24 protein-coding genes are annotated in these 22,838 nt (G+C 60.3%); 13 read left to right on the forward strand and 11 right to left on the reverse strand.

The genetic code is table 11. The annotated features are described in order from the left end of the window. Positions 1–56: 56 nt before the first annotated feature. Complete coding sequence (locus DOCECA_RS04960; protein ID WP_420764805.1) at positions 57–557, forward strand: universal stress protein; 501 nt, start codon at positions 57–59, stop codon at positions 555–557. A 110-nt stretch (positions 558–667) separates the two neighbouring features. Continuing rightward, positions 668–1,642 carry an HTH-type transcriptional regulator CysB gene (cysB, locus tag DOCECA_RS04965; RefSeq protein WP_003183769.1) on the forward strand — a complete coding sequence of 325 codons (975 nt, stop codon included), beginning with the start codon at positions 668–670 and terminating at the stop codon, positions 1,640–1,642. Between the two features lie 6 nt (positions 1,643–1,648). Here cysB and DOCECA_RS04970 read toward each other — a convergent pair whose 3' ends face one another. Next, complete coding sequence (locus tag DOCECA_RS04970; RefSeq protein ID WP_420764804.1) at positions 1,649–2,131, reverse strand: GreA/GreB family elongation factor; 483 nt, start codon at positions 2,129–2,131, stop codon at positions 1,649–1,651. Between the two features lie 2 nt (positions 2,132–2,133). Next, a complete protein-coding gene (locus DOCECA_RS04975) occupies positions 2,134–2,520 on the reverse strand; it encodes a cytochrome b/b6 domain-containing protein (RefSeq protein WP_445571542.1) in 387 nt (128 codons plus the stop codon). Between the two features lie 121 nt (positions 2,521–2,641). Between DOCECA_RS04975 and earP the strand changes: the two genes are divergently transcribed. Together earP and DOCECA_RS04985 are read left to right on the forward strand one after the other, a co-directional pair. Then, positions 2,642–3,775, forward strand: coding sequence for an elongation factor P maturation arginine rhamnosyltransferase EarP (gene earP, locus DOCECA_RS04980; RefSeq protein WP_445571543.1), 1,134 nt, complete (start codon positions 2,642–2,644; stop codon positions 3,773–3,775). A gap of 48 nt (positions 3,776–3,823) precedes the next feature. Continuing rightward, positions 3,824–4,393 (forward strand): elongation factor P, encoded by a 570-nt coding sequence (locus DOCECA_RS04985; RefSeq protein WP_007955690.1) that lies wholly within the window; start codon positions 3,824–3,826, stop codon positions 4,391–4,393. A 70-nt stretch (positions 4,394–4,463) separates the two neighbouring features. On the opposite strand, the gene DOCECA_RS04990 is transcribed toward DOCECA_RS04985, so the two are convergent. The 3 genes from DOCECA_RS04990 to DOCECA_RS05000 all read right to left on the reverse strand — a co-directional run bounded on the left by DOCECA_RS04990 (position 4,464) and on the right by DOCECA_RS05000 (position 6,692). After that, complete coding sequence (locus tag DOCECA_RS04990; RefSeq protein WP_434701004.1) at positions 4,464–5,477, reverse strand: alpha/beta hydrolase; 1,014 nt, start codon at positions 5,475–5,477, stop codon at positions 4,464–4,466. 36 nt (positions 5,478–5,513) lie between these two features. Further along, complete coding sequence (locus DOCECA_RS04995) at positions 5,514–5,933, reverse strand: organic hydroperoxide resistance protein (RefSeq protein ID WP_434563132.1); 420 nt, start codon at positions 5,931–5,933, stop codon at positions 5,514–5,516. Positions 5,934–6,230: 297 nt separating this feature from the next. Next, positions 6,231–6,692 carry a MarR family winged helix-turn-helix transcriptional regulator gene (locus DOCECA_RS05000; RefSeq protein WP_434563134.1) on the reverse strand — a complete coding sequence of 154 codons (462 nt, stop codon included), beginning with the start codon at positions 6,690–6,692 and terminating at the stop codon, positions 6,231–6,233. 147 nt (positions 6,693–6,839) lie between these two features. Between DOCECA_RS05000 and DOCECA_RS05005 the strand changes: the two genes are divergently transcribed. After that, positions 6,840–7,589 (forward strand): sulfite exporter TauE/SafE family protein, encoded by a 750-nt coding sequence (locus DOCECA_RS05005; RefSeq protein ID WP_434701003.1) that lies wholly within the window; start codon positions 6,840–6,842, stop codon positions 7,587–7,589. On the opposite strand, the gene DOCECA_RS05010 is transcribed toward DOCECA_RS05005, so the two are convergent. Beyond that, positions 7,579–8,433: a LysR substrate-binding domain-containing protein gene (locus DOCECA_RS05010; RefSeq protein WP_420764840.1), complete on the reverse strand. Its 855-nt coding sequence runs from the start codon at positions 8,431–8,433 to the stop codon at positions 7,579–7,581. The genes DOCECA_RS05005 and DOCECA_RS05010 overlap by 11 nt on opposite strands. A 97-nt stretch (positions 8,434–8,530) precedes the next feature. Here DOCECA_RS05010 and DOCECA_RS05015 point away from each other — a divergent pair, with 97 nt between their 5' ends. Further along, entirely contained in the window at positions 8,531–8,752 is a 222-nt protein-coding gene (locus DOCECA_RS05015) for a DUF1127 domain-containing protein (protein WP_420764797.1), read from the forward strand. 64 nt (positions 8,753–8,816) lie between these two features. Continuing rightward, positions 8,817–10,046 (forward strand): winged helix-turn-helix domain-containing protein, encoded by a 1,230-nt coding sequence (locus DOCECA_RS05020; RefSeq protein ID WP_445571544.1) that lies wholly within the window; start codon positions 8,817–8,819, stop codon positions 10,044–10,046. 133 nt (positions 10,047–10,179) lie between these two features. Here DOCECA_RS05020 and DOCECA_RS05025 read toward each other — a convergent pair whose 3' ends face one another. Further along, the gene (locus DOCECA_RS05025; protein WP_420764795.1) at positions 10,180–11,526 is read right to left on the reverse strand and encodes a class II 3-deoxy-7-phosphoheptulonate synthase; all 1,347 of its coding nucleotides are present in this window, start codon (positions 11,524–11,526) and stop codon (positions 10,180–10,182) included. A 141-nt stretch (positions 11,527–11,667) separates the two neighbouring features. Here DOCECA_RS05025 and DOCECA_RS05030 point away from each other — a divergent pair, with 141 nt between their 5' ends. Both DOCECA_RS05030 and DOCECA_RS05035 read left to right on the forward strand, forming a co-directional pair. Then, positions 11,668–12,423 carry a spermidine synthase gene (locus DOCECA_RS05030; RefSeq protein WP_434610425.1) on the forward strand — a complete coding sequence of 252 codons (756 nt, stop codon included), beginning with the start codon at positions 11,668–11,670 and terminating at the stop codon, positions 12,421–12,423. A gap of 465 nt (positions 12,424–12,888) precedes the next feature. Further along, positions 12,889–14,562: a DEAD/DEAH box helicase gene (locus tag DOCECA_RS05035; RefSeq protein ID WP_030141884.1), complete on the forward strand. Its 1,674-nt coding sequence runs from the start codon at positions 12,889–12,891 to the stop codon at positions 14,560–14,562. Positions 14,563–14,762: 200 nt separating this feature from the next. Here the strand turns inward: DOCECA_RS05035 and DOCECA_RS05040 are convergent, their stop codons facing one another. Continuing rightward, positions 14,763–15,530 (reverse strand): DODA-type extradiol aromatic ring-opening family dioxygenase, encoded by a 768-nt coding sequence (locus DOCECA_RS05040; protein WP_445571545.1) that lies wholly within the window; start codon positions 15,528–15,530, stop codon positions 14,763–14,765. A 104-nt stretch (positions 15,531–15,634) separates the two neighbouring features. Here DOCECA_RS05040 and DOCECA_RS05045 point away from each other — a divergent pair, with 104 nt between their 5' ends. Beyond that, on the forward strand, positions 15,635–16,339 hold the full coding sequence (locus DOCECA_RS05045; RefSeq protein WP_434650433.1) for a thiopurine S-methyltransferase: 705 nt from the start codon (positions 15,635–15,637) through the stop codon (positions 16,337–16,339). 48 nt (positions 16,340–16,387) lie between these two features. Here DOCECA_RS05045 and htpX read toward each other — a convergent pair whose 3' ends face one another. Then, positions 16,388–17,275, reverse strand: coding sequence for a protease HtpX (htpX, locus tag DOCECA_RS05050; RefSeq protein ID WP_003183732.1), 888 nt, complete (start codon positions 17,273–17,275; stop codon positions 16,388–16,390). Positions 17,276–17,576: 301 nt separating this feature from the next. Further along, positions 17,577–18,788 (reverse strand): pyridoxal phosphate-dependent aminotransferase, encoded by a 1,212-nt coding sequence (locus tag DOCECA_RS05055; protein ID WP_434650434.1) that lies wholly within the window; start codon positions 18,786–18,788, stop codon positions 17,577–17,579. A gap of 220 nt (positions 18,789–19,008) precedes the next feature. On the opposite strand from DOCECA_RS05055, the gene msrB reads away from it, so the two are divergent. The 3 genes from msrB (at position 19,009) to DOCECA_RS05070 (ending at position 20,519) form a co-directional block, all read left to right on the forward strand. Continuing rightward, positions 19,009–19,404, forward strand: coding sequence for a peptide-methionine (R)-S-oxide reductase MsrB (gene msrB, locus DOCECA_RS05060; protein WP_420764790.1), 396 nt, complete (start codon positions 19,009–19,011; stop codon positions 19,402–19,404). Positions 19,405–19,575: 171 nt separating this feature from the next. After that, a complete protein-coding gene (locus DOCECA_RS05065; RefSeq protein WP_420764789.1) occupies positions 19,576–20,061 on the forward strand; it encodes a glutathione peroxidase in 486 nt (161 codons plus the stop codon). Further along, complete coding sequence (locus tag DOCECA_RS05070; protein WP_434563144.1) at positions 20,058–20,519, forward strand: MarR family winged helix-turn-helix transcriptional regulator; 462 nt, start codon at positions 20,058–20,060, stop codon at positions 20,517–20,519. Before DOCECA_RS05065 ends, DOCECA_RS05070 begins: the two co-directional genes overlap by 4 nt. On the opposite strand, the gene DOCECA_RS05075 is transcribed toward DOCECA_RS05070, so the two are convergent. Then, on the reverse strand, positions 20,503–22,824 hold the full coding sequence (locus DOCECA_RS05075) for a response regulator (protein WP_445571546.1): 2,322 nt from the start codon (positions 22,822–22,824) through the stop codon (positions 20,503–20,505). The two genes, DOCECA_RS05070 and DOCECA_RS05075, sit on opposite strands and share 17 nt — an antisense overlap. Between the last annotated feature and the right edge of the window lie 14 nt (positions 22,825–22,838).

Consider the following 22,838-nt stretch of genomic DNA (forward strand, 5'->3'; position numbering starts at 1 on the left):
TCGGGGCGCTGCTAAGCTGAATCAATCTCCGCCATTCAGGCATTCGAGGAGGTCACATGATTCGTTCGATGCTGTACGCCACAGACCTGGGCCTTTATGCCCCTTATGTGATGCAGCATGCCTTGGCGTTGGCACGGACGTTTGAAGCCGAGTTGTATGTAGTGCATGCGGTGGAACCGATGGGGCTGTTCGCCGAGTCGGTGTTGCAAAGCTACCTCGACGAGCACGCGCTGAACGAATTTCATCGCCAGGGTCTGAATACGGTGATGGCCAATATCGAGCAGCGGGTACTCGACAATTTTCGCGAGGAACTGGGGGAGGGGCAGCAAGACTTGAAGCTGATCAAGTCGGTGAGGGTATTCCAGGGTGATCCTTCCCAGGTCATTCTCGAGCAGGCCGCGAAACTCTCCGTCGATTTGTTGATCGTAGGCAGTCATTGCCAGGGGGCGAATGGCGAGACCCCTTTGGGGAGGACCGCCGCACGGGTATTGCAGTTATCCCGGGTGCCGGTCTACCTGGTGCCGCTGGTGCAGCGCCGGCGCCACGGGGAGACCTAAGGCTAAATGATGGCTTTTTATAAAAAGTTCTAGATTTATTAATACAACCATTCATATAGTTATATGCCGTCGCTGATGCCCGTCGCATCCAACTGCTTTGAGGGATACATATGAAGCTTCAACAATTGCGCTACATCTGGGAAGTGGCGCACCACGACCTCAACGTTTCCGCTACCGCCCAAAGCCTCTACACGTCGCAACCTGGCATCAGCAAGCAGATCCGCCTGTTGGAAGACGAACTGGGCGTCGAAGTCTTCGCCCGCAGCGGCAAGCACCTGACCCGTGTCACTCCGGCCGGTGAGCGCATCATCACCACGGCTGGCGAGATCCTGCGCAAGGTCGAAAGCATCAAGCAGATCGCCCAGGAATTTTCCAACGAGAAGAAAGGCACCCTGTCCATCGCGACCACGCACACCCAGGCCCGTTATGCGCTGCCGCCGGTGATCAGCAATTTCATCAAGCAATATCCGGACGTGGCGCTGCACATGCACCAGGGTTCGCCGATGCAGATCGCCGAAATGGCCGCCGACGGCACCGTGGACTTCGCCATCGCCACCGAAGCCCTGGAGTTGTTCGGCGACCTGGTGATGATGCCGTGCTATCGCTGGAACCGCTGCGTGGTGGTGCCCCAGGGCCATCCGTTGACCAAGCTGCCGAAGCTGACCCTCGAGGCCTTGGCCGAATACCCGATCGTGACCTACGTGTTCGGCTTCACCGGCCGTTCGAAACTCGACGAAGCCTTCAGCCATCGTGGCCTGACGCCGAAGGTGGTGTTCACCGCCGCCGACGCCGACGTAATCAAGACTTATGTACGCCTCGGCCTGGGTGTGGGAATCGTGGCGAAGATGGCCGTCGATACCAAGCTCGACAATGACCTGGTGGTGTTGGATGCCAGCGAGCTGTTCGAATCCAGCGTGACCAAGATCGGCTTCCGTCGTGGCACCTTCCTGCGTGGCTTCATGTGCGATTTCATCGAGAAATTCGCGCCGCACCTCACTCGGGAGGTGATGGCGAAGGCCATTCAGTGCCACAACAAGCAGGAACTCGAAGAGCTGTTCGACGGCGTCGAATTGCCGGTGCACTAAGCTGGACTAAATCGCCTCGGTGACAGCGAATTGTTGCCGGGCGCCCGCTACGACGATCTCCACTTCATCCCCTTCGAATTTGCCCAGCAGGCCTCGGCCCAGCGGCGAGCGAGGGGTGATGACGGTGATCGGCTGACCCACCAGCGACACCTTCAGCCCCGCTGCATCCGGCCCCAGGAACAGCCACTGTTGGCGGCCATCTTCATCTTCCAGTCCGATCAAGGTGCCGACCTGGATGCCGCGTTGCCCATCGTAAGGCCTTAGCGCCAGGTTCTGGCAGAGGGCGAGGGCCTGGCGGATTTCCTCTACGCGCCTGGCCTGCCCCGCGGCAAGGTAGGACGCTTCGAGACCAAGGGTGTCGTACTTGTTTTCGGCGATGTTTTCCTCGTGGGTCGCGGTTTCATAAGCGGTTTGCGCGGCTCGCTCGGCGACGTCGAGGTCAACCTTGAGCTTGTCGAGGATCAATTGGTGAACGGTCTGCTTGTTCATGATCACTCGCAAAATTGCAGGACATTGGCGCGGCTTTTCTCGCTGGGCGCGTTCTGGTCCTGTTGCAGCCAGAACTGGCATTTGGGGTTGGACAGGTTGCGAGGATTGTTGCGCACCAGTTCCAACGCCTGTCGCTGCTCGTTCTTCTGCAGATTCTGCTGGTACTGCTCGAACATCGGCGTGGGCGGCTCGGGCGCCGGTTGCACCGCTGGCGGTTGCGCCAGTTGATGGACCGCGGCGGCCACCGGGGCCAGTTGTTCATCGAACAGGAACCTGGACAGCAACCAGCCCGTCAGAACGATGGCGACAAACCCCAGCCACAGGCCCAGGGCAATACTGACGGTCAATCGCAGGGCTGTGAGGCGCAGGGCGGGGGGATGATCAGGCATGACTGCTTCCTGGCAGGGGCATGGATAGGCGCTGATTGTCGCATGAAGATTAATCGCCGTCGGCCCTTCTGCAATACGGGGCCAATGCGGGACAATCAGGCTTTGCCACAGGGAGTCGGGAATGACCGTGCGCTGGGATATTTTTTGCACCGTCGTGGATAACTTTGGCGACATCGGCGTCACGTGGCGCCTGGCCCGGCAATTGGTGGCCGAGCATCGATGCGCGGTGCGGCTTTGGGTCGATGACCTGCGTGCTTTCGAGCGGCTGTGCCCCGAGATCGACGTCGGCCTTTGTGAACAATGGCAGCAGGGTGTACAGGTCCGACACTGGCCCACGCAATGGTGCGACACCGACGCGGCGGACGTTGTGATAGCAGCCTTCGCCTGCCAATTGCCCAGTGCCTATATGGACGCGATGGCCGAACGCGAGGTGACGCCGTTATGGATGAACCTCGACTACTTGAGCGCCGAAGACTGGGTCATCGGTTGCCATGGCCTGCCGTCGGTCAAGTACAAGCATGTGCAGAAATATTTCTTTTTTCCTGGTTTCCAAGAGGGAACGGGGGGCTTGCTGCGCGAGGCCGGCCTGCTGGAGCATCGTCGGCTGTTTCAACAGGATGACGTGGCGCAGCGAAATTTCCTGCATGGATTGGGCGTCGTGCGGGAACCCGGGGCGCGCCTGATCTCGCTGTTCGCCTATGAGAACGCCGGACTGGCGAGCTGGTTCGAGGCGATGGCGACCGATGCGCGCGCATCCCATGTATTGGTTCCCGAAGGTCGGGTCCTGGGCGATGTGGCGCGCTGGCTGGGCGTGGATGGCTTGGAGTCCGGCGCGCTGCATCGCCGCGGCGCCCTGACGGTGCAGGTGCTGCCCTTTATTAGGCAGGATGATTACGACCGGCTCCTGTGGTGCTGCGATTTCAACGCGGTGCGTGGCGAAGACTCGTTCGTACGTGCGCAATGGGCCGGGCGGCCGTTGCTCTGGCACATCTACCAGCAGGAAGAAGACGTCCATCTGGAAAAGCTCGAAGCGTTTCTCGCGTTGTACACCCAAGGTCTTTCGGCTTCGGCGGAAAAAGCGATCAGCGGTCTTTGGCGGGCCTGGAATGCCGGCCAGGACATGGCCGAGCACTGGAAAGCCACTGGCGAAGCGCGTCGTGAACTGGCCGAACACGCCCAGGCATGGTGCCTGGGACAGGCCTCGCGAGCCGATCTCGCCACGGCGCTGGTGAAGTTTTACCGAAATTGGATATGATACGCGGCCTAGATTTTTGTAAATCCCATCCAAATTCGGATATTCGCAATGAAAACTGGTAAAGAACTCAAACCCGGTACCGTGATTCGTATCGACAACGATCCTTGGCTGGTTCAGAAAGCTGAATTCACCAAGTCGGGTCGTAACAGCGCGATCATGAAGACCAAGCTGAAAAACCTGCTGACCGGCTACAAGACCGAAACCGTCTACGGTGCGGACGACAAGCTGGACGACGTGATCCTGGACCGTAAAGAAGCGACCCTGTCCTTCATCAGCGGCGACTCCTACACGTTCATGGACACCACTGACTACACCATGTACGAACTGAACGCCGAAGACATCGAAAGCGTTCTGCCATTCGTTGAAGAAGGCATGACCGACGTCTGCGAAGCCGTATTCTTCGAAGGCCGCCTGGTTTCCGTAGAACTGCCGACCACCATCGTGCGTCAGGTTGACTACACCGAAGGCTCCGCTCGCGGTGATACTTCCGGCAAGGTGATGAAGCCTGCCAAACTGAAGAACGGTACCGAGCTGTCGGTTGCTGACTTCATCGAAATCGGCGACATGATCGAGATCGATACCCGCGAAGGCGGTTCCTACAAAGGCCGCGCTAAATAAGCGAAGTCTCTTGTACGAAAAAGCCCGACCATTGAGTCGGGCTTTTTCATTCTTGCTCCCAGGGGCCCTGTTACTTCAGGTGTTCCTTGAGTTCTTGGGACGCTTGCAACATCGCCGAGCGCACCGCTGGCACCTGGCTCACGACGTTGAGCAAGCCATAGTCGTGGATCATGCCGTTGTAACGGACAGCCGTGACTGGCACGCCGGCCGCGTCCAGTTTGCGGGCGTAGGCTTCGCCTTCGTCGCGCAGTACGTCAGCCTCGGCAGTCTGCACCAGCGCGGGCGGCAGGCCCTTGAGCTGCGCGGTGGTTGCCCGCAATGGCGACGCATAGATCTCGTTGCGCTGCCCGGCATCGGTGGTGTAGTTGTCCCAGAACCACTTCATCATGTTCTTGCTGAGGAAATGCCCTTCGGCGAACTGGTTGTAGGACGCCGTCTCGAAATTGGCATCGGTCACCGGCCATAACAGCGCTTGGAAGCGGATCGCCGGGGTGCCCTTGTCCTTGGCCATCAGCGCCACGACCGCAGCCATGTTACCGCCAACGCTGTTGCCCGCTACCGCCAGGCGCTTGCCATCGACATTGATTTCCTTACCGTGCTCGGCCACCCACTTGGTTGCGGCATAAGCCTGGTTGATCGCCACCGGGTAACGCGCTTCGGGTGAAGGCGTGTAGTTGACAAACACCGCGACGGCGCCCGAACCCGCCACCAGGTCGCGAACCAGGCGTTCATGGGTTGGGAAGTCCCCCAGCACCCAGCCTCCGCCGTGGAAGAACATGAACACGGGCAGCTCACCCTTGATACCGGCCGGACGAACGATGGTCAGGCTGATCGATTGTCCATCGACCTTGATGGTTTTCTCGCTGACATCGGCCTTGGGCAGCGTCAACTTCACACCGGCCTGGGCGCCGACCAGTACTGCGCGGGCGTCTTTGGGCGACAACTGCTCCAGCGGCTTGCCGGTGCCGGCGTTCAGCGCGTCGAGGAAGGCCTGGGTGTTGTGTTCGACGATGCCGTCGGCGAAAGCGTTGCTAACGCTCAGGGCGAGAAGGGCGCCGGTCAGGGTTTTGCTGAAAGTGCTCATGTGCATCTCCTTAAATTCAGGTTCGAGGGGCGAAGATCAAACGGTCACGTGCAGGCGCACATCAACGTTGCCGCGGGTGGCGTTGGAGTAAGGGCACACCTGGTGCGCGGCATCGACGAGGCTCTGGGCGTCGGCCTGGTCGAGGCCCGGCAGGCTGATGTGCAGGTCGATGTCGAGACCGAAACCACCAGGAATCTGGCCGATGCCGACATGGGCAGAGATAGAGGCGTCGTCTGGGATCTTGCGTTTGGTCTGGCTGGCGACGAATTTCAACGCGCCGATGAAGCAGGCCGAGTAACCGGCGGCGAACAGTTGTTCAGGGTTGGTCGCCGCACCGCCTGCGCCGCCGAGTTCTTTTGGCGTGGCGAGTTTGACGTCGAGAATGTTGTCGCTGGAGATAGCACGACCGTCACGGCCGCCGGTGGAAGTTGCGATTGCGGTGTAGAGCGTTTTCATGGTGGGCGCCTCGTTTTCCGGTTGGTTATTTGCGCTAAATGTTTGCGCGCTAAGTAGGTGTGGAGAGAATGTATAGCGCTAATAATTTGTGCGCAAGATAAATTTTTACGGAGAATATGAATTGGCAAGCCGGAAATGGCTGGAGGGGCTGTTCTAGAGCGGTTCGATGGGGTTGAAAATTTTTCGATGCGGGGGGTTTTGACGGGAAGGGCGGAAGGTCAAGGGGAGGGGTATTGGATTCGCCGGCGCCTTCGCGAGCAGGCTCGGTCCCACATAGAGCCGGCGGTGTTCCTGAAGTTAGAGGCTGTCTTGCAAGTGCCCACGCAACTGCTGGAGATCATGCTGCAGTTTCTTCAGTTGCTCCAACGTCTGGCCGCTGGCGGCGAGGATGCATTGGGGGATGTCGAGGGCCTTTTTCTGCAAGGCGCGGCCTTGCTCGGTGAGCTCGACGATCACCACGCGCTCGTCCTCACGGCTGCGGGTGCGGCTCAATAGGCCCTCGGCCTCCAGGCGCTTGAGCAATGGTGTCAGGGAGCCCGGGTCAGTGAGCAGGCGGGTGCTGATTTCACCGACGGTCAAACCGTCTTTTTCCCACAGCACCATCATCGCCAGATACTGCGGATAGGTCAGGCCCAGGGCTTGGAGCAGTGGCTTGTACACCTTGGTCATCAACAGCGATGTCGAGTGCAGGGCGAAACAGACCTGGTTGTCCAGCAAAAGGGCTTCGCAAGGGTCGGGGGTGTCGCGTTGGGTGCTCATGGCAAAACCTTTCGTCAAAGATGATTACGAATCTAGCGGACGAATCTTTAATGCACCAGATAATTCTGACGACTTGATCAGGTGTTGCGTTTCCTCGGTCTCGGCAACTGCGTAGGATAGGCGCCCTGATTAAGGGGAGAGTGGTCTGTGATCGAGGTCGTGCTGTATTTGCTGTTGGGCGCCGCGTTGGGCACCTTGGGGGGATTGTTCGGCATCGGTGGCGGGCTGATTGCGATACCGGTGCTGGGCGTATGGTTCGGCCTGGACCAGCAGATTGCCCAGGGCACGGCATTGGTGATGGTGGTGCCTAACGTCATGCTGGCGCTGTGGCGTTATCACCAGCGCAATCGCATCGAGTTGCGTCATGTCCTGCCGTTGGCGTCCATGGGATTCTGCTTCGCCTGGCTCGGCTCTATCTGGGCCGTGGGCGTTGACGCCGAAAGCATGCGCATCGGCTTCGTGGTGTTCTTGGTTGTTTTGGCTGCATATAACCTCATCCGAATGTTCACCACCACGGCGCCCGCTTCGGCGCAGATGCGCCACGGTTGGCCATGGCTCGGCGTGTTGGGTGCGGCTTCAGGAACGATGGGTGGCCTGTTTGGTGTGGGTGGGGCCGTTGTCGCAACGCCGTTCCTCACCAGTGTGTTCGGCACGACTCAGGTAGTTGCCCAGGGCCTGTCGCTGTCGTTGGCCTTGCCCAGTACCGGCGTGACCCTTGTCACTTATGCGTTTCATCATGAAGTGGACTGGTGGATCGGCGTGCCGCTGGCAGTCGGTGGGCTGATGAGCATCAGCTGGGGCGTGAAGGTCGCCCACGCCTTGCCGGAGCGACTGTTGCGTGGGCTGTTCTGCGGTTTCCTGGTGCTGTGCGCCGTACTGCTCATCTTTAAAGTTTGAAGCCTTCCACGATGTGTTCGGCCAGGCATTCGGTGATCGGCGACGGATTGTGCAGGTTGCGGATCAGCATGATGCTGGCCTCGGGCAGCTCCGGCAGGTTCTCGGCCTCGCCGAGGACGCGCATGTCAGGGGTCAGCAGGCTTTCCAGTTGCGCAGTGATTGCCAGGCCCGCGCCTACCACCGCCATGATCGCCGACAAGCTCGAGCTGTTATAGGCCACGCGGTAATCGCGTCCCATGGCGTCCAGCGCATTGCAGGCCCACTGCCGGCAGAAGCAATCGCTGTTGAACATTGCCAGCGGCAGGGGCGTTTGCTCATGGGTGTTGAAGCACGCCGCTTCGGCCCAGACAAAACGTTCCTTGCGCAGCAACTGGCCTATTTCATCCCCAGGCTTGCGGGTGACGATGGACAGGTCCAGGTCCTGGCGCAGCAGCAATTGCTTGGATGATTCGCAATGCACCTCGATTTCGATCAGCGGGTAGAACTGGGCGAAGCGCTGCAGGATGCCTGGCAGAAAGCGCATCACATAATCGTCCGGTGTGCCGATGCGGACGGTGCCGACCATATGGGGTTCGCGCAGGGTATTGAACACTTCGCTGTGCAACTTGAGGATGCGCCGGGCATAACCCAGCAACACCTGGCCCTCGGCGGTGAGCTTTACTTGTCGCCCGTCGCGCTCGAACAGCCGACGCTGCAACACGTCTTCCTCCAGCCGCTTCATCTGCATGCTGACCGCGGATTGCGTACGGTTGACCAATTCCCCGGCACGGGTGAAACCACCCTGATCGGCGATGGCGACAAAGGTCCGCAGCACTTCCGTATCGATGCTCGGGTAACTCGACAATGGATCAATCTCCGAGATGTATTGCATAAGAAACATTCGTTGGATTGATCTTAGCCTTGGCGCGAGACTTGAGCTACCCCCAACGGAGGACATGACGATGAAAGGTCAGAAAGGGTATGTATCGATAGACAAGCACTCATTCCACCGGTTTTCCCTCAGCGATCTGCTGCACAAGTTTAGCCGCTGGTATGAATTGCACCATGAACGTGAATTGCTTGCCGGCCTGAGCGACGAGGCGCTCAAGGACATCGGCGTCAGCCGTGCCGACGTGGAAAAAGAAGTGGTCCGGCCATTCTGGGATGACCCAATGCACAAATGAGCCATCCTTCCCTACACAAACCGCTTAGTGGTGAGGTAGGTTGCGAGCAGACAAGGAGATCTCCATGCCCGCGACTCTGTCCTTTACCCCCAAACAGGCCCGGCGTCTGGCGTTGGCCGCCCAAGGATTCGATGGGCGGCTACCGTCGGCGCCGGTCCAACCCTCCCGCCTCAACCGCCTGATCGAACGCCTTGGCGTCCTGCAGATCGATTCAGTCAACGCGTTGGTGCGCTCGCATTACCTTCCGCTGTTCTCCCGCCTCGGTCATTACAATCGCGATTTGCTCGAACAAGCTGCCTGGAGCCAGGGGCGTCGTCGCACGTTGTTCGAATATTGGGGGCATGAGGCTTCGCTGCTGCCGATGAGGATGTATCCGTCGATGCGCTGGCGCATGGCCCGGGCGGCGCGCGGCGAAGGTATTTATCAACAATTGGCGCGTTTCGGCCGCGAGCAGCAAGACGTGATCGGTCGAGTCCTGCAATCTGTTCGGGACCAGGGCGCGATTGGCGCGGGCAGCTTGTCCACGCGCCAGGAAAAGGCTGGGCCGTGGTGGGACTGGAGCGCGGAGAAGCATGCGCTGGAGTGGCTGTTCGCGGCGGGCGAGGTGACGGTGGCGGGGCGCCGTGGCTTCGAGCGCCTCTATGATTTGCCGGAGCGGGTCTTGCCGGCCTCGATCCTGCAGCAACCGCTGCCGGACGAAGCCCAGGCCCAGCGCACACTGCTGATCCATGCCGCCGAAGCCTTGGGGGTTGGCACCGAGAAGGATCTGCGTGACTACTTTCGCTTGAGCCCGGCGGACGCCCGCGAGCGGCTGGCTGAACTGGAAGAGGCCGGAGCACTGCTGCGCTGTCAGGTCCAGGGTTGGAAACAGCCGGCCTGGTGTCGCCCCCTTGTGAAAATTCCACGCAAGGTTGCCGCCAGTGCGCTGCTGTCACCGTTCGATTCGCTGGTCTGGGAGCGCAATCGCACCGAGCGGCTGTTTGATTTTCGCTATCGCCTGGAGATCTACACGCCGGTACACAAGCGGGTGTATGGCTATTACGTCCTGCCGTTTCTACACAACGAGCGAATTGCCGCCCGGGTTGATTTGCGGGCGGAGCGGGCTTTGGGGCAATTGGCCGTGCATGCCGTGCACGAAGAGGTGCCCGGGATGGACGAGGAGGGCATGCTGGCGCTGGCGGCGAATCTGTGGAGCATGGCCCGGTGGTTGGGGTTGGAGCGGGTTCAACTCAATTGCCAGCGGGAGGGTGGGGTTCGGTTGGCGGTGGCATTGGCTGAAATTACCAGTGACTGAGCTGGCCCCCTTCGCGAGCAGGCTCGCTCCCACAGGGATTTGCGGTGACTACAGCCTTTGTGACACAGCAAATCCAATGTGGGAGCGAGCCTGCTCGCGAGGCGATTGAACCGGTGAAGAAGGACCTACAGACTCACCGCCGAACCTGCTTCAAGGTCTCGGCAATCAAGAACGCCAACTCCAGCGACTGGTCAGCATTCATCCGCGGATCGCAGTGGGTGTGGTAGCGGTCCGACAGGCCGTCCTCGGTGATCGGGCGCGCGCCGCCGATGCATTCGGTGACGTTCTGCCCGGTCATCTCGATGTGGATACCGCCGGCGTAAGTCCCTTCGGCTTCATGGACCTGGAAGAATTGCTTCACTTCGCCAAGGATCTGCGCAAAGTCCCGGGTCTTGTAGCCGCTGCTGGCCTTGATGGTGTTGCCGTGCATCGGATCGGAGCTCCACAGCACCTGCTTGCCTTCACGCTGTACGGCGCGCAGCAGTTGCGGCAGGTGATCGCCAACCTTGTTGGCGCCCATGCGCGCGATCAGGTTCAGTCGGCCCGGGTCATTGTCCGGGTTGAGGACGTCGATCAGGCGAATCAGGTCGTCAGGGTTCATGCTGGGGCCGACCTTGACGCCGATCGGGTTGTTCACCCCGCGCAGAAACTCGACGTGGGCACCGTCCAGCTGACGGGTTCGGTCGCCGATCCACAGCATATGGGCCGAGCAGTCGTAATAGTCATTGGTCAGGCTGTCGCGGCGCACGAAGGCTTCTTCGTAGTTGAGCAGCAACGCCTCGTGGGCGGTGAAAAAACTGGTTTCACGCAGTTGTGGCGAGCTGTCCATGCCGCAGGCGCGCATGAAGGCCAGGGTTTCGTCGATGCGGTCGGCCAGGTGGCTGTATTTTTCCGCCAGGGCCGAGTTGGCGATGAAGTCCAGATTCCATTTGTGCACCTGGTGCAGATCGGCAAAGCCGCCCTGGGCGAACGCACGCAGCAGGTTCAGCGTGGCGGTGGACTGGTGGTAGGACTGCAGCAACCGCTCCGGATCCGGTACACGACTTTGCTCGTCGAAGCCGATGCCATTGACGATGTCACCCCGGTAGGCCGGCAGCGTTACGCCGTCGATGGTTTCATCATTGGCGGAGCGTGGCTTGGCGAACTGGCCGGCCATGCGCCCGACCTTCACCACCGGGCAACCGGCGGCGAACGTCATCACGATCGCCATCTGCAGCAGCACCTTGAAGGTGTCGCGGATCTTGGCGGCGGAGAATTCGACGAAGCTTTCCGCACAGTCGCCGCCCTGCAACAGAAAGGCCCGGCCCTGGGTAACTTCGGCGAACTGACGGCGCAACTCCCGGGCTTCACCGGCAAACACCAGTGGCGGATAGCTGGCCAGGGTCTGCTCGACCCGTTGCAGATGCGCCGCGTCAGGGTATCGGGGTTGCTGCTGGATCGGCAGGGCGCGCCAGCTGTCAGGGCTCCAGGGTTGGCTCATCATGATCTCTAGGTGATTTACGCTCGGGCGCTCATGTTATCAGCAAATTAGTGCGTGACCTGCTCCGCTTGCTTCGCGGACAATCGCGCCTTCGCCCCGTATGGGCAGGCCCATGGCCGCCCGGCAACATCAGGAGATGAAATGACAGAGGAGCGCGTCGAGCATTTGCTCGCCGAGGTGCACGACGAGTTCGGCATGATTCGCGTGTTCGAAGTGGCCGACTACCGGTTTCTCGAGTTCGGCGATGCCATCGAGCAGAGCTGCGTGTTCACGGCCGATCCCAGCTGGCTCGAATACGACTACACTCGCGCCATGCTCATCGGTGCGTTGTGTCACGAGCAGCCGGAAAGCGCGCTCTTCCTGGGATTGGGCGCAGGAACCTTGACCCAGGCCTGCCTCAAGTTTCTGCCGCTGGAAGATGTCGAGGCGATCGAGCTGCGCCCCGAGGTGCCGCGCCTGGCCATCGAATACCTGGGGCTGGATGACGATCCGCGCTTGTACATCCGCGTCGGCGATGCCCTGGAACTGCTTGAAACGGCGGAGCCGGCCGATCTGATTTTTGTCGACCTCTATACCGATGTCGGCCCCGGCGTAGGCCATCTGGCGTGGGGTTTTCTGGAAAACTGCCAGAAGCGCCTCAACCCGGGCGGCTGGCTAGTGATCAATCAATGGGCAACCGATGACGGCAAGCCCCTGGGCGCGGCATTGTTGCGTGGCCTGTACCACCGACACTATTGGGAATTGCCGGTGAAGGAGGGCAACGTGATCCTGATCGTGCCGGCGGACCTGGACCAGGCGCTGGACATGCAAGGCTTGGTTGCCCGGGCCGAAGGGCTGGCGCCACGATTGGGGTATTCGTTGCAATCGCTGATCAAGGCCATCCGCCCGGCGACGTGATCAGAACTGCAAGGGCTTTTGTGGCGAGGGAGCTTGCTCCCGCTCGGCTGCGAAGCAGACGCCTGGGTCAGTAGTCTGGAATCGATGGGGCCGCTTCGCGACCCAGCGGGAGCAAGCTCCCTCGCCACAGGGGAACGCCAGCGCAAGTGAACCGTTTTAGCCGGCTGCCCCAAGGCTTTTGGTCGCGAGCCCTACAACAGTGTTTCAGTAAAAAAAGCTCCCTTTTTGGGCGAATTCCGGTATAGTGCGCGCCGGCCTTTAGCCGGGCCGCGTCAAGGTAGCGCAATATTCCGAAGCCAGCTTCGGTTGCATGTCCGCACAACGGATGCTTCCGCGACGTTCTTTTTCATTCATTCGTTTTCGCAAATCCCCGCCGACAAAGCTGCCAGGGCGACTCTTGAGTCTCAACACGGCATGCGCAGCTTTGGAGCATGGGTCTTTGCGGATGCACTTAGAGGCAGACCCATGACCCAGGAAATCGGCGGCTTCGCCGCTCTTGAACTTCATCCCAATATTGTCGCTGCAGTAGTCGCTACCGGCTATGAAGAGCCTTCGGCCATTCAGCAGCAGTCGATCCCGATCATTCTCGCCGGTCACGATATGATTGGTCAGGCGCAAACCGGTACGGGTAAAACCGCCGCGTTCGCACTGCCGATCCTGCACCGCATTGATCCGTCCAAGCGCGAGCCGCAAGCTCTGATCCTGGCCCCAACTCGTGAGTTGGCGCTACAAGTTGCAACCGCTTTCGAAACCTACGCCAAGCAAATGCCAGGCGTGACTGTTGTGGCTGTCTACGGCGGCGCGCCGATGGGCCCACAACTGAAAGCAATCCGTAATGGCGCACAGATCGTTGTCGCCACCCCGGGCCGTCTGTGCGACCACCTGCGTCGCGACGAAAAAGTCCTCGCCACCGTGAACCACCTGGTTCTCGACGAAGCGGACGAAATGCTCAAGCTGGGCTTCATGGACGACCTGGAAGTCATCTTCAAGGCCATGCCTGAGACTCGCCAGACCGTCCTGTTCTCGGCCACCTTGCCACAATCGATCCGTGCCATCGCCGAACGCCATCTGCGCGATCCGAAGCACGTGAAGATCCAGAGCAAGACCCAGACCGTCACCGCGATCGAGCAGGCTCACCTGCTGGTTCACGCCGACCAGAAGACTTCCGCCGTTCTCAGCCTGCTGGAAGTCGAAGACTTCGACGCCCTGATCATGTTCGTGCGCACCAAGCAAGCGACCCTGGACCTGGCCAGCGCCCTGGAAGCCAAAGGCTACAAAGCCGCCGCGCTGAACGGTGACATTGCCCAGAACCAGCGTGAGCGCGTGATCGACTCCCTCAAGGATGGCCGCCTGGACATCGTTGTGGCGACCGACGTCGCGGCCCGTGGCCTGGACGTTCCGCGTATCACCCACGTGTTCAACGTCGACATGCCGTACGATCCGGAGTCCTACGTACACCGTATCGGTCGTACCGGCCGTGCCGGTCGCGAAGGCCGTGCGTTGTTGTTGGTCACCCCGCGTGAGCGCCGCATGCTGCAAGTGATCGAGCGTGTGACGGGTCAGAAGGTCGCTGAAGTCCGCCTGCCGGACGCCCAGGCCGTTCTCGATGCCCGCATCAAGAAACTGACCAACAGCCTGTCGCCGCTGGTGGCTGACGCCGAATCGACCCACGGTGATCTGCTCGATCGCCTGACCGCCGACATCGGTTGCACCCCACGTGCCCTGGCCGCTGCCCTGTTGCGCAAGGCCACCAACGGCCAAGCGCTGAACCTGGCTGCAATCGAGAAGGAACGCCCACTGGTGCCGAACAACGCACCGCGTGGCGACCGTCCTGAGCGCAGTGGCGATCGTCCGGACCGTGGTGATCGCGAGCGTCGTGCACCGATCCCGTTGGCCGAAGGCCGTGCTCGCTGCCGTACCGCGCTGGGTGCTCGTGACGGCATTGCCGCCAAGAACCTGCTGGGCGCGATCCTCAACGAGGGTGGCCTGGCTCGTGAAGCCATCGGTCGTATCCAGGTGCGTGACAGCTTCAGCCTGGTGGAACTGCCGGAAGATGGCCTGGAGAAGTTGCTGACCAAGCTCAAGGACACCCGCGTGGCCGGCAAGCAGCTCAAGCTGCGTCGCTACCGCGAGGATTGATCGACCTACGGGTTGATTGATCGAGCACGAAAAAATCCCCGACTGGTTCGGGGATTTTTTTTGCCTGTCGTTTGGCGCTTTTCAATGCGAGCGGCGGGGAGGCCAATCGCGAGCAAGCTCGCTCCCACAGGGGATTTTTGAGCGCCGAAGACCCAATGTGGGAGCGAGCTTGCTCGCGATTGGCGCGACTCGGTTTGCGATCAGTCGAACCGATAAATGTCCATCCCCAGCGTCCCCATGGTAAATCCAGCATGGGCAACGCTGAACGTACCACCGGCTCCGCGGGCGAAATACAGCGGCAACAAATGCTCGTCGCTGGGATGGCTGCGCACGGCGTGGGGAGCCTGGCGGCGGTAGTCATGCAATGCCGTCTCGTCGTTCGACGCCAGCCTGGCAACCATCCAATCGCGAAACGCCTTGGCCCACGGCTCGATGCTGTCGGGGCCGGCGTTCCAATCCAAGTCCCGCAGGTTGTGGGTGATGCTCCCGGAGCCGATCACCAGCACGCCTTGTTCCCGCAGGCTCGCCAATGCGCGGCCCACCCGCGTTTGCAGCGTTGGCCCCTGACGGCTAGGCAAAGAGACCTGTACCACCGGAATATCCGCCTCGGGATACATCAGTGACAGCGGCACCCAGACGCCATGGTCGGCGGGCCGTCCCGTGTCGAGGCGTGCCTGCAGCTGCGTGGCGTTGAGCAGGTCGGCGACCTGTGTTGCCAACCGAGGATCGCCTGGGGCGGGATATTGCACCTTGTACAGGTCGGGTGGAAAACCACCGAAATCATGCCAGGTGCGTGGCCGTGGGTTGGCGCTGACCAGCAGCTCATCACTCTCCCAATGAGCTGAGACAACGACGATGGCCTTGGGCCTGGGCAACTGCGCGGCAAGGCGAGTCAGGGCCGGACCGCTTTCGCCAGGCTCCAGGGCAAGCATGGGGGAGCCATGGGAGATAAACAGGCTGGGCAGCATCGACGGGCTCCTGAGGGTTAAGATGTGTCATCTTCTGTCAGGTCAATGATCGAAATCTAATACAAGTTTTAAGCTGTTTTGATCGAATTTATGGAGCGAACCCCATGGACCCCGAGTTTTGGCACAAGCGTTGGTCAACCAACCAGATCGGCTTTCATCTGCCTGAAGTGAACCCTTACCTGCGGCGTTTCTGGCCTCAGTTGGGGTTGCCTGAAGAGACGCGAGTGTTGGTGCCCTTGTGCGGCAAGACGCTGGATCTGCTGTGGTTGGCGCAACAAGGTTTTTCCGTACGGGGGATTGAGCTGTCGGAAAAAGCCGTCACTGATTTCTTCCAGGAACATCAGCTCCAGCCGAACGTGAGTGAGGAGGGCGCCTTCAAGATATTTCGTGCCGGCGCCATTGAAATCCGTTGCGGTGATTTCTTTGCGTTGACGCCTTTGGACGTAGCCGATTGCGCGACGTTGTATGACCGCGCTGCATTGATCGCCTTGCCCGAGCCGATGCGTGAGCGGTATGCGGCCCATCTGCAGAGCATAATGCCGGACTGTGTCGGGCTGGTGATCACGCTGGATTACAACCAGGACGAGATGCCTGGACCTCCGTTTTCGGTAGGGCATGACGAGGTGCAGCGGTTGCTGGGTGGGGCTTGGGAGTTGCAGGTCTTGCACGAACAGGATGTGCTGGGCGAGAGTTGGAAGTTCTTGCAGGCGGGCGTAAAGCGGCTGGATGAGCGGGTATATCTGGTATCCAGTCGTGGGGTGCATTCAATGACCCCATCGTTGAAAAGTCCGCCCCCGCGCTTGGAATAGCAAAAAAAAGCCCGCACTGCTGCGGGCTTCTTTTTGAGGCTCTAGCGATCAACCACGGCGACGCAGTGCGTCAATCCGCTCTTCCAGCGGCGGGTGGCTCATGAACATGCGGGCCAGGCCCTGCTTGATGCCACCGTTGATGCCAAAGGCATTCAGGGTGTCGGGCATGTGCACTGGCAAACCTTGCTCGGCGCGCAGGCGCTGCAGGGCGCCGATCATGGCGCTGGTGCCGGCCAGGCGGGCGCCGGCGTCATCGGCGCGGAACTCGCGTTTGCGCGAAAACCACATGACGATCGCACTGGCGAGGATACCCAGCACCAGCTCGGCGAAAATGGTCGCCACGTAGTAGGCGATGCCTTGGCCTTCTTCGTTCTTGAAGATCACCTTGTCGACAAAGTTGCCGATGATGCGGGCAAAGAACATCACGAAGGTGTTCACCACGCCCTGGATCAGCGCCAAGGTCACCATGTCACCGTTTGCCACGTGGCCGATCTCGTGAGCCAGCACCGCCTTGACTTCATCCGGTGAGAACCGCTCGAGCAAGCCCTGGCTTACCGCCACCAGTGCATCATTCTTGTTCCAACCGGTCGCGAAGGCGTTGGCCTCGTAGGCCGGGAATATCCCGACTTCGGGCATCTTGATACCGGCTTCGCGAGACAGTTGCTCGACGGTCTGCAGCAGCCATTGTTCGTGGCGAGTGCGCGGCTGGCTGATGATCTGGGTACCGGTGCTCATCTTCGCCATCCATTTGGAAATGAACAGCGAGAACAGGGAACCGGCGAAACCGAACACCGCACAGAAGATCAGCAGCTGATTGAGGTTGAGGTCAACCCCGTTGGCCGCCATGAACCCGTTGAAGCCGAAAAGGCTTAGGGTGATGCTGGCAATCAGCACGACCGCCAGGTTAGTGGCCAAAAACAGCAGGATGCGCATCATGGTGGTAGCAATCTCCTCATGCTAAAGATGTAGCGTTATGCGGGGTATATAAGGTGCTGCCGCAGGCTATTCAACTCGCCTACTATTTCAAACTGTGTCCTACACGCGTCCTAAATGTTTGAAAGACTTTTCTGAAAGTGATCGTGGAATCGAGATTTGTCGCCCTTGCCCCGTGAACGTTGAGTTTCCTCTTCCTAAGGTCGCTGGTTTCCCAGTGTAGAAGGCCTGCCGGCGCGCAAAGATCGGATATGTTGCTGAATCAGACAGCGTGCGAGGCGAGGGGCCTCGCACGCTGACCGGGCTACTGGTGGTAGGACTTTAGGAAATTGCCGATGCGTCCGATGGCCTGGTCCAGGTCATCGACTCGCGGCAGGGTCACGACACGGAAATGATCCGGCCATGGCCAGTTGAACGCCGTGCCCTGGACGACCAGCAGCTTTTCGGACAGCAGCAGGTCGAGGACGAATTTCTCGTCGTTGTGGATCGGGCAGATTTTCGGGTCGATGCGCGGGAACGCATACAAGGCGCCCATCGGCTTGACGCAGCTGACGCCTGGGATGTTGTTGAGCAGTTCCCAGGTACGGTTGCGTTGTTCCAACAACCGGCCCTGGGGCAAGACCAGGTCGTTGATGCTCTGGTAGCCGCCCAATGCCGTCTGGATGGCGTGTTGGCTCGGCACGTTGGCGCACAGGCGCATGTTGGCCAGCATGTCGATGCCTTCGATGTAGCTCTGGGCGTGATGCTTGGGCCCGGAGATGGCGATCCAGCCGGAGCGGAAGCCGGCGACGCGATAGGACTTCGACAAGCCGTTGAAGGTCAGGCAGAGGAGATCCGGCGCCAGGGACGCGGTGCAGACGTGCACGGCATCGTCGTACAGGATCTTGTCGTAGATCTCGTCGGAAAACACTACCAGGTTGTGCTGACGGGCCAGTTCCAGCATGCCCAGCAGCACTTCTCTGGAATAGACGGCGCCGGTGGGGTTGTTCGGGTTGATGATCACCAGGGCCTTGGTGTTCGGGGTGATCTTGGCCTTGATGTCCGCCAGGTCAGGGAACCAGTTCGCCTGCTCGTCGCACAGGTAATGCACCGGGTTGCCGCCGGACAGGCTCACGGCAGCGGTCCACAACGGATAGTCCGGCGCCGGCACCAGGACTTCGTCGCCGTTGTTGAGCAAGGCTTGCATGGACATGACGATCAGCTCGGACACGCCGTTGCCCAGGTAGATGTCCTCGATGCCGATGCCTTCGACCTGCTTCTGCTGGTAGTACTGCATCACGGCCTTGCGCGCACTGAACAGACCTTTGGAGTCGCTGTAGCCCTGTGCGGTCGGCAGGTTGCGGATGACGTCCTGGAGGATTTCATCGGGGGCTTCGAAACCAAAGGGCGCCGGGTTGCCGATGTTCAGCTTGAGGATGCGGTGGCCTTCCTCTTCCAGGCGTTTGGCGTGCTTGAGCACCGGGCCGCGAATGTCGTAGCAGACGTTGGCGAGCTTGTTCGATTTGCTGACCTGCATGGCGATGTGTTCCCGAAAATGAACGATCCAGGCGGCGTGTGAACTACCGTACTGGGGATCCTGCGTCTGTGCCCGGGCCGGACGCGGTAGATGCGCCACAATCCATTTGAATGCGCATGACGTGGCTGCCAGACTGGCGCCTGACGAGGCGCAATCATACGTGCCGCCCGATCTGCGGAAAAGCGTCGGATCGGGCTTTTTCAATTGCCGAGGTAGGACGATGGAAAAGTTGCAGAAAACCCTTGAAGAGTGGCGTGAAATGCTCGACCCGGAGCAATACAACGTCTGTAGGCTCAAAGGCACCGAGCGACCGTTCTCCGGCAAATACAACGGGACCAAGACCGACGGTGTTTACCACTGCATCTGCTGCAACGAGCCGTTGTTCGATTCGATGACCAAGTTCGATTCCGGCTGTGGCTGGCCGAGTTTCTATGCGCCCATCGAAGGCAGCGCGGTGGTGGAAGTGCGGGATGTCAGCCATGGCATGATCCGCACCGAGGTGGTCTGCGCCAAATGCGACGCGCACCTGGGGCACGTCTTCCCCGACGGCCCGCCGCCCACCGGCCTGCGTTATTGCATCAACTCGGTGTGCCTGGATCTCGTGCCTCGGGAGTAACGTTCTACGCGGTCCTTTGTGGCGAGGGAGAAAGCGCCCTCGCCACAACACCCATGGCTCATCACAACAGTCACAGCAGCATCATGATCCATGAGGTGTTCCGAGAATTAAATTGCACGCAATTTAATTGGTCGCTATCTTCATTCTCCCACCTCTTCAGGAGCTGCCCTCATGACCGACAATCTGCTAAGCATCCCGTGCACGACCATCAAGGGCGAGCAAAAGACCCTGGCCGATTTTTCCGGCAAGGCCGTGTTGGTGGTCAATACCGCCAGCCAATGTGGTTTCACACCGCAGTACAAGGGGCTCGAGGCGTTGTGGCAGTCCTACAAGGACCGGGGGCTGGTGGTGCTGGGTTTTCCCTGCAATCAGTTCGGCAAGCAGGAGCCAGGCAACGAGGGGGCGATTTCTGAGTTTTGCGAACTCAATTTCGGCGTGAGCTTTCCATTGTTCAAGAAGGTCGAGGTCAACGGTGCCAATGCCCATCCGTTGTTCGTGCAGCTCAAGCAGCGGGCACCTGGGGTGCTGGGGTCCAAGGGCATCAAATGGAATTTCACCAAGTTCCTGATCGGCAAGGACGGCCAAGTGGTGAAGCGCTTTGCCCCGACCACCAAGCCCCAAGACCTCACCGCCGAGATCGAAGCCCTGCTCAAATGAATGATCTGTCAGTCGATTCGCTGAAGCTCGACAGCCAGTTGTGCTTCAAGTTGTACGCCGCGTCGCGGGCGGTGATTCGGGGTTACAAGCCGATGTTGGATCAGCTTGGCCTGACCTATCCGCAATACCTGGCGATGCTCGTACTGTGGGAATGGCAGGTGAGCCCGCCGGAGCAACCGACCGTCAAAGCCCTGGGCGAACGCTTGCTGCTTGATTCCGGCACGCTGACGCCGTTGCTCAAGCGCCTGGAACAACTGGAGCTGGTCCAGCGGCAACGATCGGCACGTGATGAACGCGAAGTGCATTTGAGCCTGTCGGAGCGCGGGCGGACCTTGCGTGAGCAGGTCGGCCCGCTCAAGGCTCGCTTGCTGTGTGACAGCGGTATTGATCTGGATCGCGTGGGAGAGCTGCGTGACGGCCTCGATCATTTGTTGGCCCAGATCAAAGCGCTGACGTAGTGGGCACCCATTGATCCAGCAATGCGGCCAGTTCTTCGCGACGGAACGGCTTGGATAAATAGTCGCTCATGCCGGCGGCCCGACAGCGCTCACGTTCCTCGGGCATGGCGTTGGCGGTCAGCGCGACAATCGGCAGGTCGGGCCAGCGCCCGCTGCGGCGGATCTGCCGGCTGGCTTCGTAGCCGTCCATGACCGGCATGTTGCAGTCCATCAGGACCAGGTCGAATTCCCGCTGTTCGAGCTGATCCAGGCCCTCGGCGCCGTGGGCCGCGACAACCACTTCACAACCCAGTTTGACCAGCATGCCCTTGGCCACCAGCTGGTTGACGGGGTTGTCTTCCACCAACAGGACACGAGCACGCAGGGTGGGCGGCAATGCGTCGATCTGCGCCTCATTGATCGTGGTCGCCTCGCTTTGCAAGGCGCGACGCAGGACCTGATAAAGCGCATGGCGCGCTAGCGGCCGGGCCTGTTGCAGCAATGGGGCGAGGGCGCTCGCTTCTTCGCTGGGCATGAAACTGCCATAGGCGGTAACCAGCAGAATGGTGGCGTCGAAGGTCGGCCGCAGGTTGAACAGGCATTCCGGGCAATCGGTGATCAGGATGTCGGGCTTGAGCCCCAGCAGCCCGTCATCCACGGAACGTTGGACATAATCCAATCCCCAGGCAGGTAGCAACATGCCCAGCAGTTCGGCCAGCCCGCTGTTCGCGGTGGTGATGGTCACGACGTTGCCATGCAAGTGTACGACGGGGACGGCAGGGGTGTGGCAAGGCAACGGCAGGTCGGCACAGAACTGGCTGCCGAAGCCGGCCTCGGAACTGATCGTGAGCCGGCCCTGCATGGCTTCGCAGAGGTTGTAAGTCAATGCCAGCCCCAGCCCGGTGCCGCCGAACTGGCGGGTAATGCCTGCGCCGGCCTGGGTGAACGGCTGGAGGATCCGCGCCTGGGCCTCCTGGGGGATGCCGATGCCCGTGTCGCAGACCTCGATCCGCACGCCGCCCTCATACTGGCTCAAGCGCACATCGACCCGGCCGAAGCGGGTGAACTTCAAGGCGTTGGACAGCAGGTTGCTGACGATCTGGCGGACGCGGGTCGGGTCGCCCAGTACCTGCGCGGGAAACTGCGGCTCGATCAGGCACGCCAGTTCGACGCTCGGGGCGGCATTTTGTGAAAGCAGGTTGGCGGTGTCTTCGACCAGGGAACCCAGGTCGAACGGGATGCGTTCGAGCTCCAGCTGGCCGGCATCGAACTTGGACAAGTCGAGGATATCGTTCAGCAACTCGACCAGCACTTTGCCCGAGTCGTGGGCGATCGACAGCTGTTGCTGCTGTTCAGCGGTCAGTGGGCCATCCAGGGACAGGGCGATCATACCGAGCAGGCCATTGAGTGGCGTGCGGATCTCATGGCTCATGTTGGCGAGGAATGCAGAACGGGTGTCGGCCATGTCCAAGGCGGTACGCCGGGCAACCTCCAGTTCTTCGTTGGACTGGCTGAGGCGGGCATTGATGGCCTTGAGTTCGGCGGTGCGCGCCGAAACGATATTTTCCAATTGCGCCAGGTAATCGGTGAGGCGGTTTTCAGCCGTGCGTCGCTGCTGGATCTCGGTGGAGATATTTTCGAACTGCTGGTTGGCGACTGAAACCAGCACGCCGATTTCGTCGTATTGATGGCCGGAAGGGCATTCCAGTGGGCTCTGTTCGCTGCTACTGGGATCGCGGCTGCTTAGCTCGCGGATGACCCGCACCAAGGGCTTGGTCAGCATGACGTAGAAAAGCGCCAGCAACAGGCCGGTCAGGATCAGGCTACGAGCGAAACCGTTGAGCAGGGTGATCTCGGCCCGTCGCAGGAAGCGACTGCCGAACGAATAGGTGTCGACATCCAGCCGCAACACTCCCAGGGACTCGCCGGGCAGATGGGTCAGGTAGAGCCGGTCTTCGAACTGGCGCTGGGCGCCAAAGAGAAAGTCGCTGATGAACCGATTGTTGCTCTGCAGTTCGGGACGTTTGACGCTGGCCAGGACCGTATTGTTGTTGTCGATGAGTTCGGCACCGATGATGGCCGGCGAGCGCAACAGGCCCAGGGCCAGTTCCTGAGCGAGTTCGGCGTCGATGTTATAGGCGATGCGCGAGGCCGGGTTGTGGCTGATTTCCAACAGCGAGAGGATTTCACGGTTGATCGATGCGTCTTCGCTGGCATAATCGATGCCGATCTGTCCCAGGCTTAATAAAGTACCCAGCACGAAACCCACCAGGACGGTCAGTCGGGCCTGTTTGTACGACAACCGTTGGGTGAACCTGATGTCCATGGAATGGTGAACCA

The organism is Pseudomonas sp. E102, assembly GCF_052660185.1.

Excerpts from the sequence above, each read along its gene's own strand:
- DOCECA_RS05025 (WP_420764795.1), bottom strand. The coding sequence starts at position 11,526 with ATGAGCCAACCCTGGAGCCCTGACAGCTGGCGCGCCCTGCCGATCCAG.
- msrB (WP_420764790.1), top strand. The coding sequence starts at position 19,009 with ATGGAAAAGTTGCAGAAAACCCTTGAAGAGTGGCGTGAAATGCTCGAC.
- DOCECA_RS05075 (WP_445571546.1), bottom strand. The coding sequence starts at position 22,824 with ATGGACATCAGGTTCACCCAACGGTTGTCGTACAAACAGGCCCGACTG.
- DOCECA_RS04975 (WP_445571542.1), bottom strand. The coding sequence starts at position 2,520 with ATGCCTGATCATCCCCCCGCCCTGCGCCTCACAGCCCTGCGATTGACC.
- DOCECA_RS05020 (WP_445571544.1), top strand. The coding sequence starts at position 8,817 with ATGCCCGCGACTCTGTCCTTTACCCCCAAACAGGCCCGGCGTCTGGCG.
- DOCECA_RS05055 (WP_434650434.1), bottom strand. The coding sequence starts at position 18,788 with ATGCAGGTCAGCAAATCGAACAAGCTCGCCAACGTCTGCTACGACATT.
- htpX (WP_003183732.1), bottom strand. The coding sequence starts at position 17,275 with ATGATGCGCATCCTGCTGTTTTTGGCCACTAACCTGGCGGTCGTGCTG.
- DOCECA_RS05045 (WP_434650433.1), top strand. The coding sequence starts at position 15,635 with ATGGACCCCGAGTTTTGGCACAAGCGTTGGTCAACCAACCAGATCGGC.
- earP (WP_445571543.1), top strand. The coding sequence starts at position 2,642 with ATGACCGTGCGCTGGGATATTTTTTGCACCGTCGTGGATAACTTTGGC.
- DOCECA_RS05070 (WP_434563144.1), top strand. The coding sequence starts at position 20,058 with ATGAATGATCTGTCAGTCGATTCGCTGAAGCTCGACAGCCAGTTGTGC.
- DOCECA_RS04995 (WP_434563132.1), bottom strand. The coding sequence starts at position 5,933 with ATGAAAACGCTCTACACCGCAATCGCAACTTCCACCGGCGGCCGTGAC.
- DOCECA_RS05000 (WP_434563134.1), bottom strand. The coding sequence starts at position 6,692 with ATGAGCACCCAACGCGACACCCCCGACCCTTGCGAAGCCCTTTTGCTG.
- DOCECA_RS05065 (WP_420764789.1), top strand. The coding sequence starts at position 19,576 with ATGACCGACAATCTGCTAAGCATCCCGTGCACGACCATCAAGGGCGAG.
- DOCECA_RS05015 (WP_420764797.1), top strand. The coding sequence starts at position 8,531 with ATGAAAGGTCAGAAAGGGTATGTATCGATAGACAAGCACTCATTCCAC.
- DOCECA_RS05030 (WP_434610425.1), top strand. The coding sequence starts at position 11,668 with ATGACAGAGGAGCGCGTCGAGCATTTGCTCGCCGAGGTGCACGACGAG.
- DOCECA_RS04960 (WP_420764805.1), top strand. The coding sequence starts at position 57 with ATGATTCGTTCGATGCTGTACGCCACAGACCTGGGCCTTTATGCCCCT.
- DOCECA_RS04990 (WP_434701004.1), bottom strand. The coding sequence starts at position 5,477 with ATGAGCACTTTCAGCAAAACCCTGACCGGCGCCCTTCTCGCCCTGAGC.
- DOCECA_RS04985 (WP_007955690.1), top strand. The coding sequence starts at position 3,824 with ATGAAAACTGGTAAAGAACTCAAACCCGGTACCGTGATTCGTATCGAC.
- DOCECA_RS05040 (WP_445571545.1), bottom strand. The coding sequence starts at position 15,530 with ATGCTGCCCAGCCTGTTTATCTCCCATGGCTCCCCCATGCTTGCCCTG.
- cysB (WP_003183769.1), top strand. The coding sequence starts at position 668 with ATGAAGCTTCAACAATTGCGCTACATCTGGGAAGTGGCGCACCACGAC.
- DOCECA_RS04970 (WP_420764804.1), bottom strand. The coding sequence starts at position 2,131 with ATGAACAAGCAGACCGTTCACCAATTGATCCTCGACAAGCTCAAGGTT.
- DOCECA_RS05035 (WP_030141884.1), top strand. The coding sequence starts at position 12,889 with ATGACCCAGGAAATCGGCGGCTTCGCCGCTCTTGAACTTCATCCCAAT.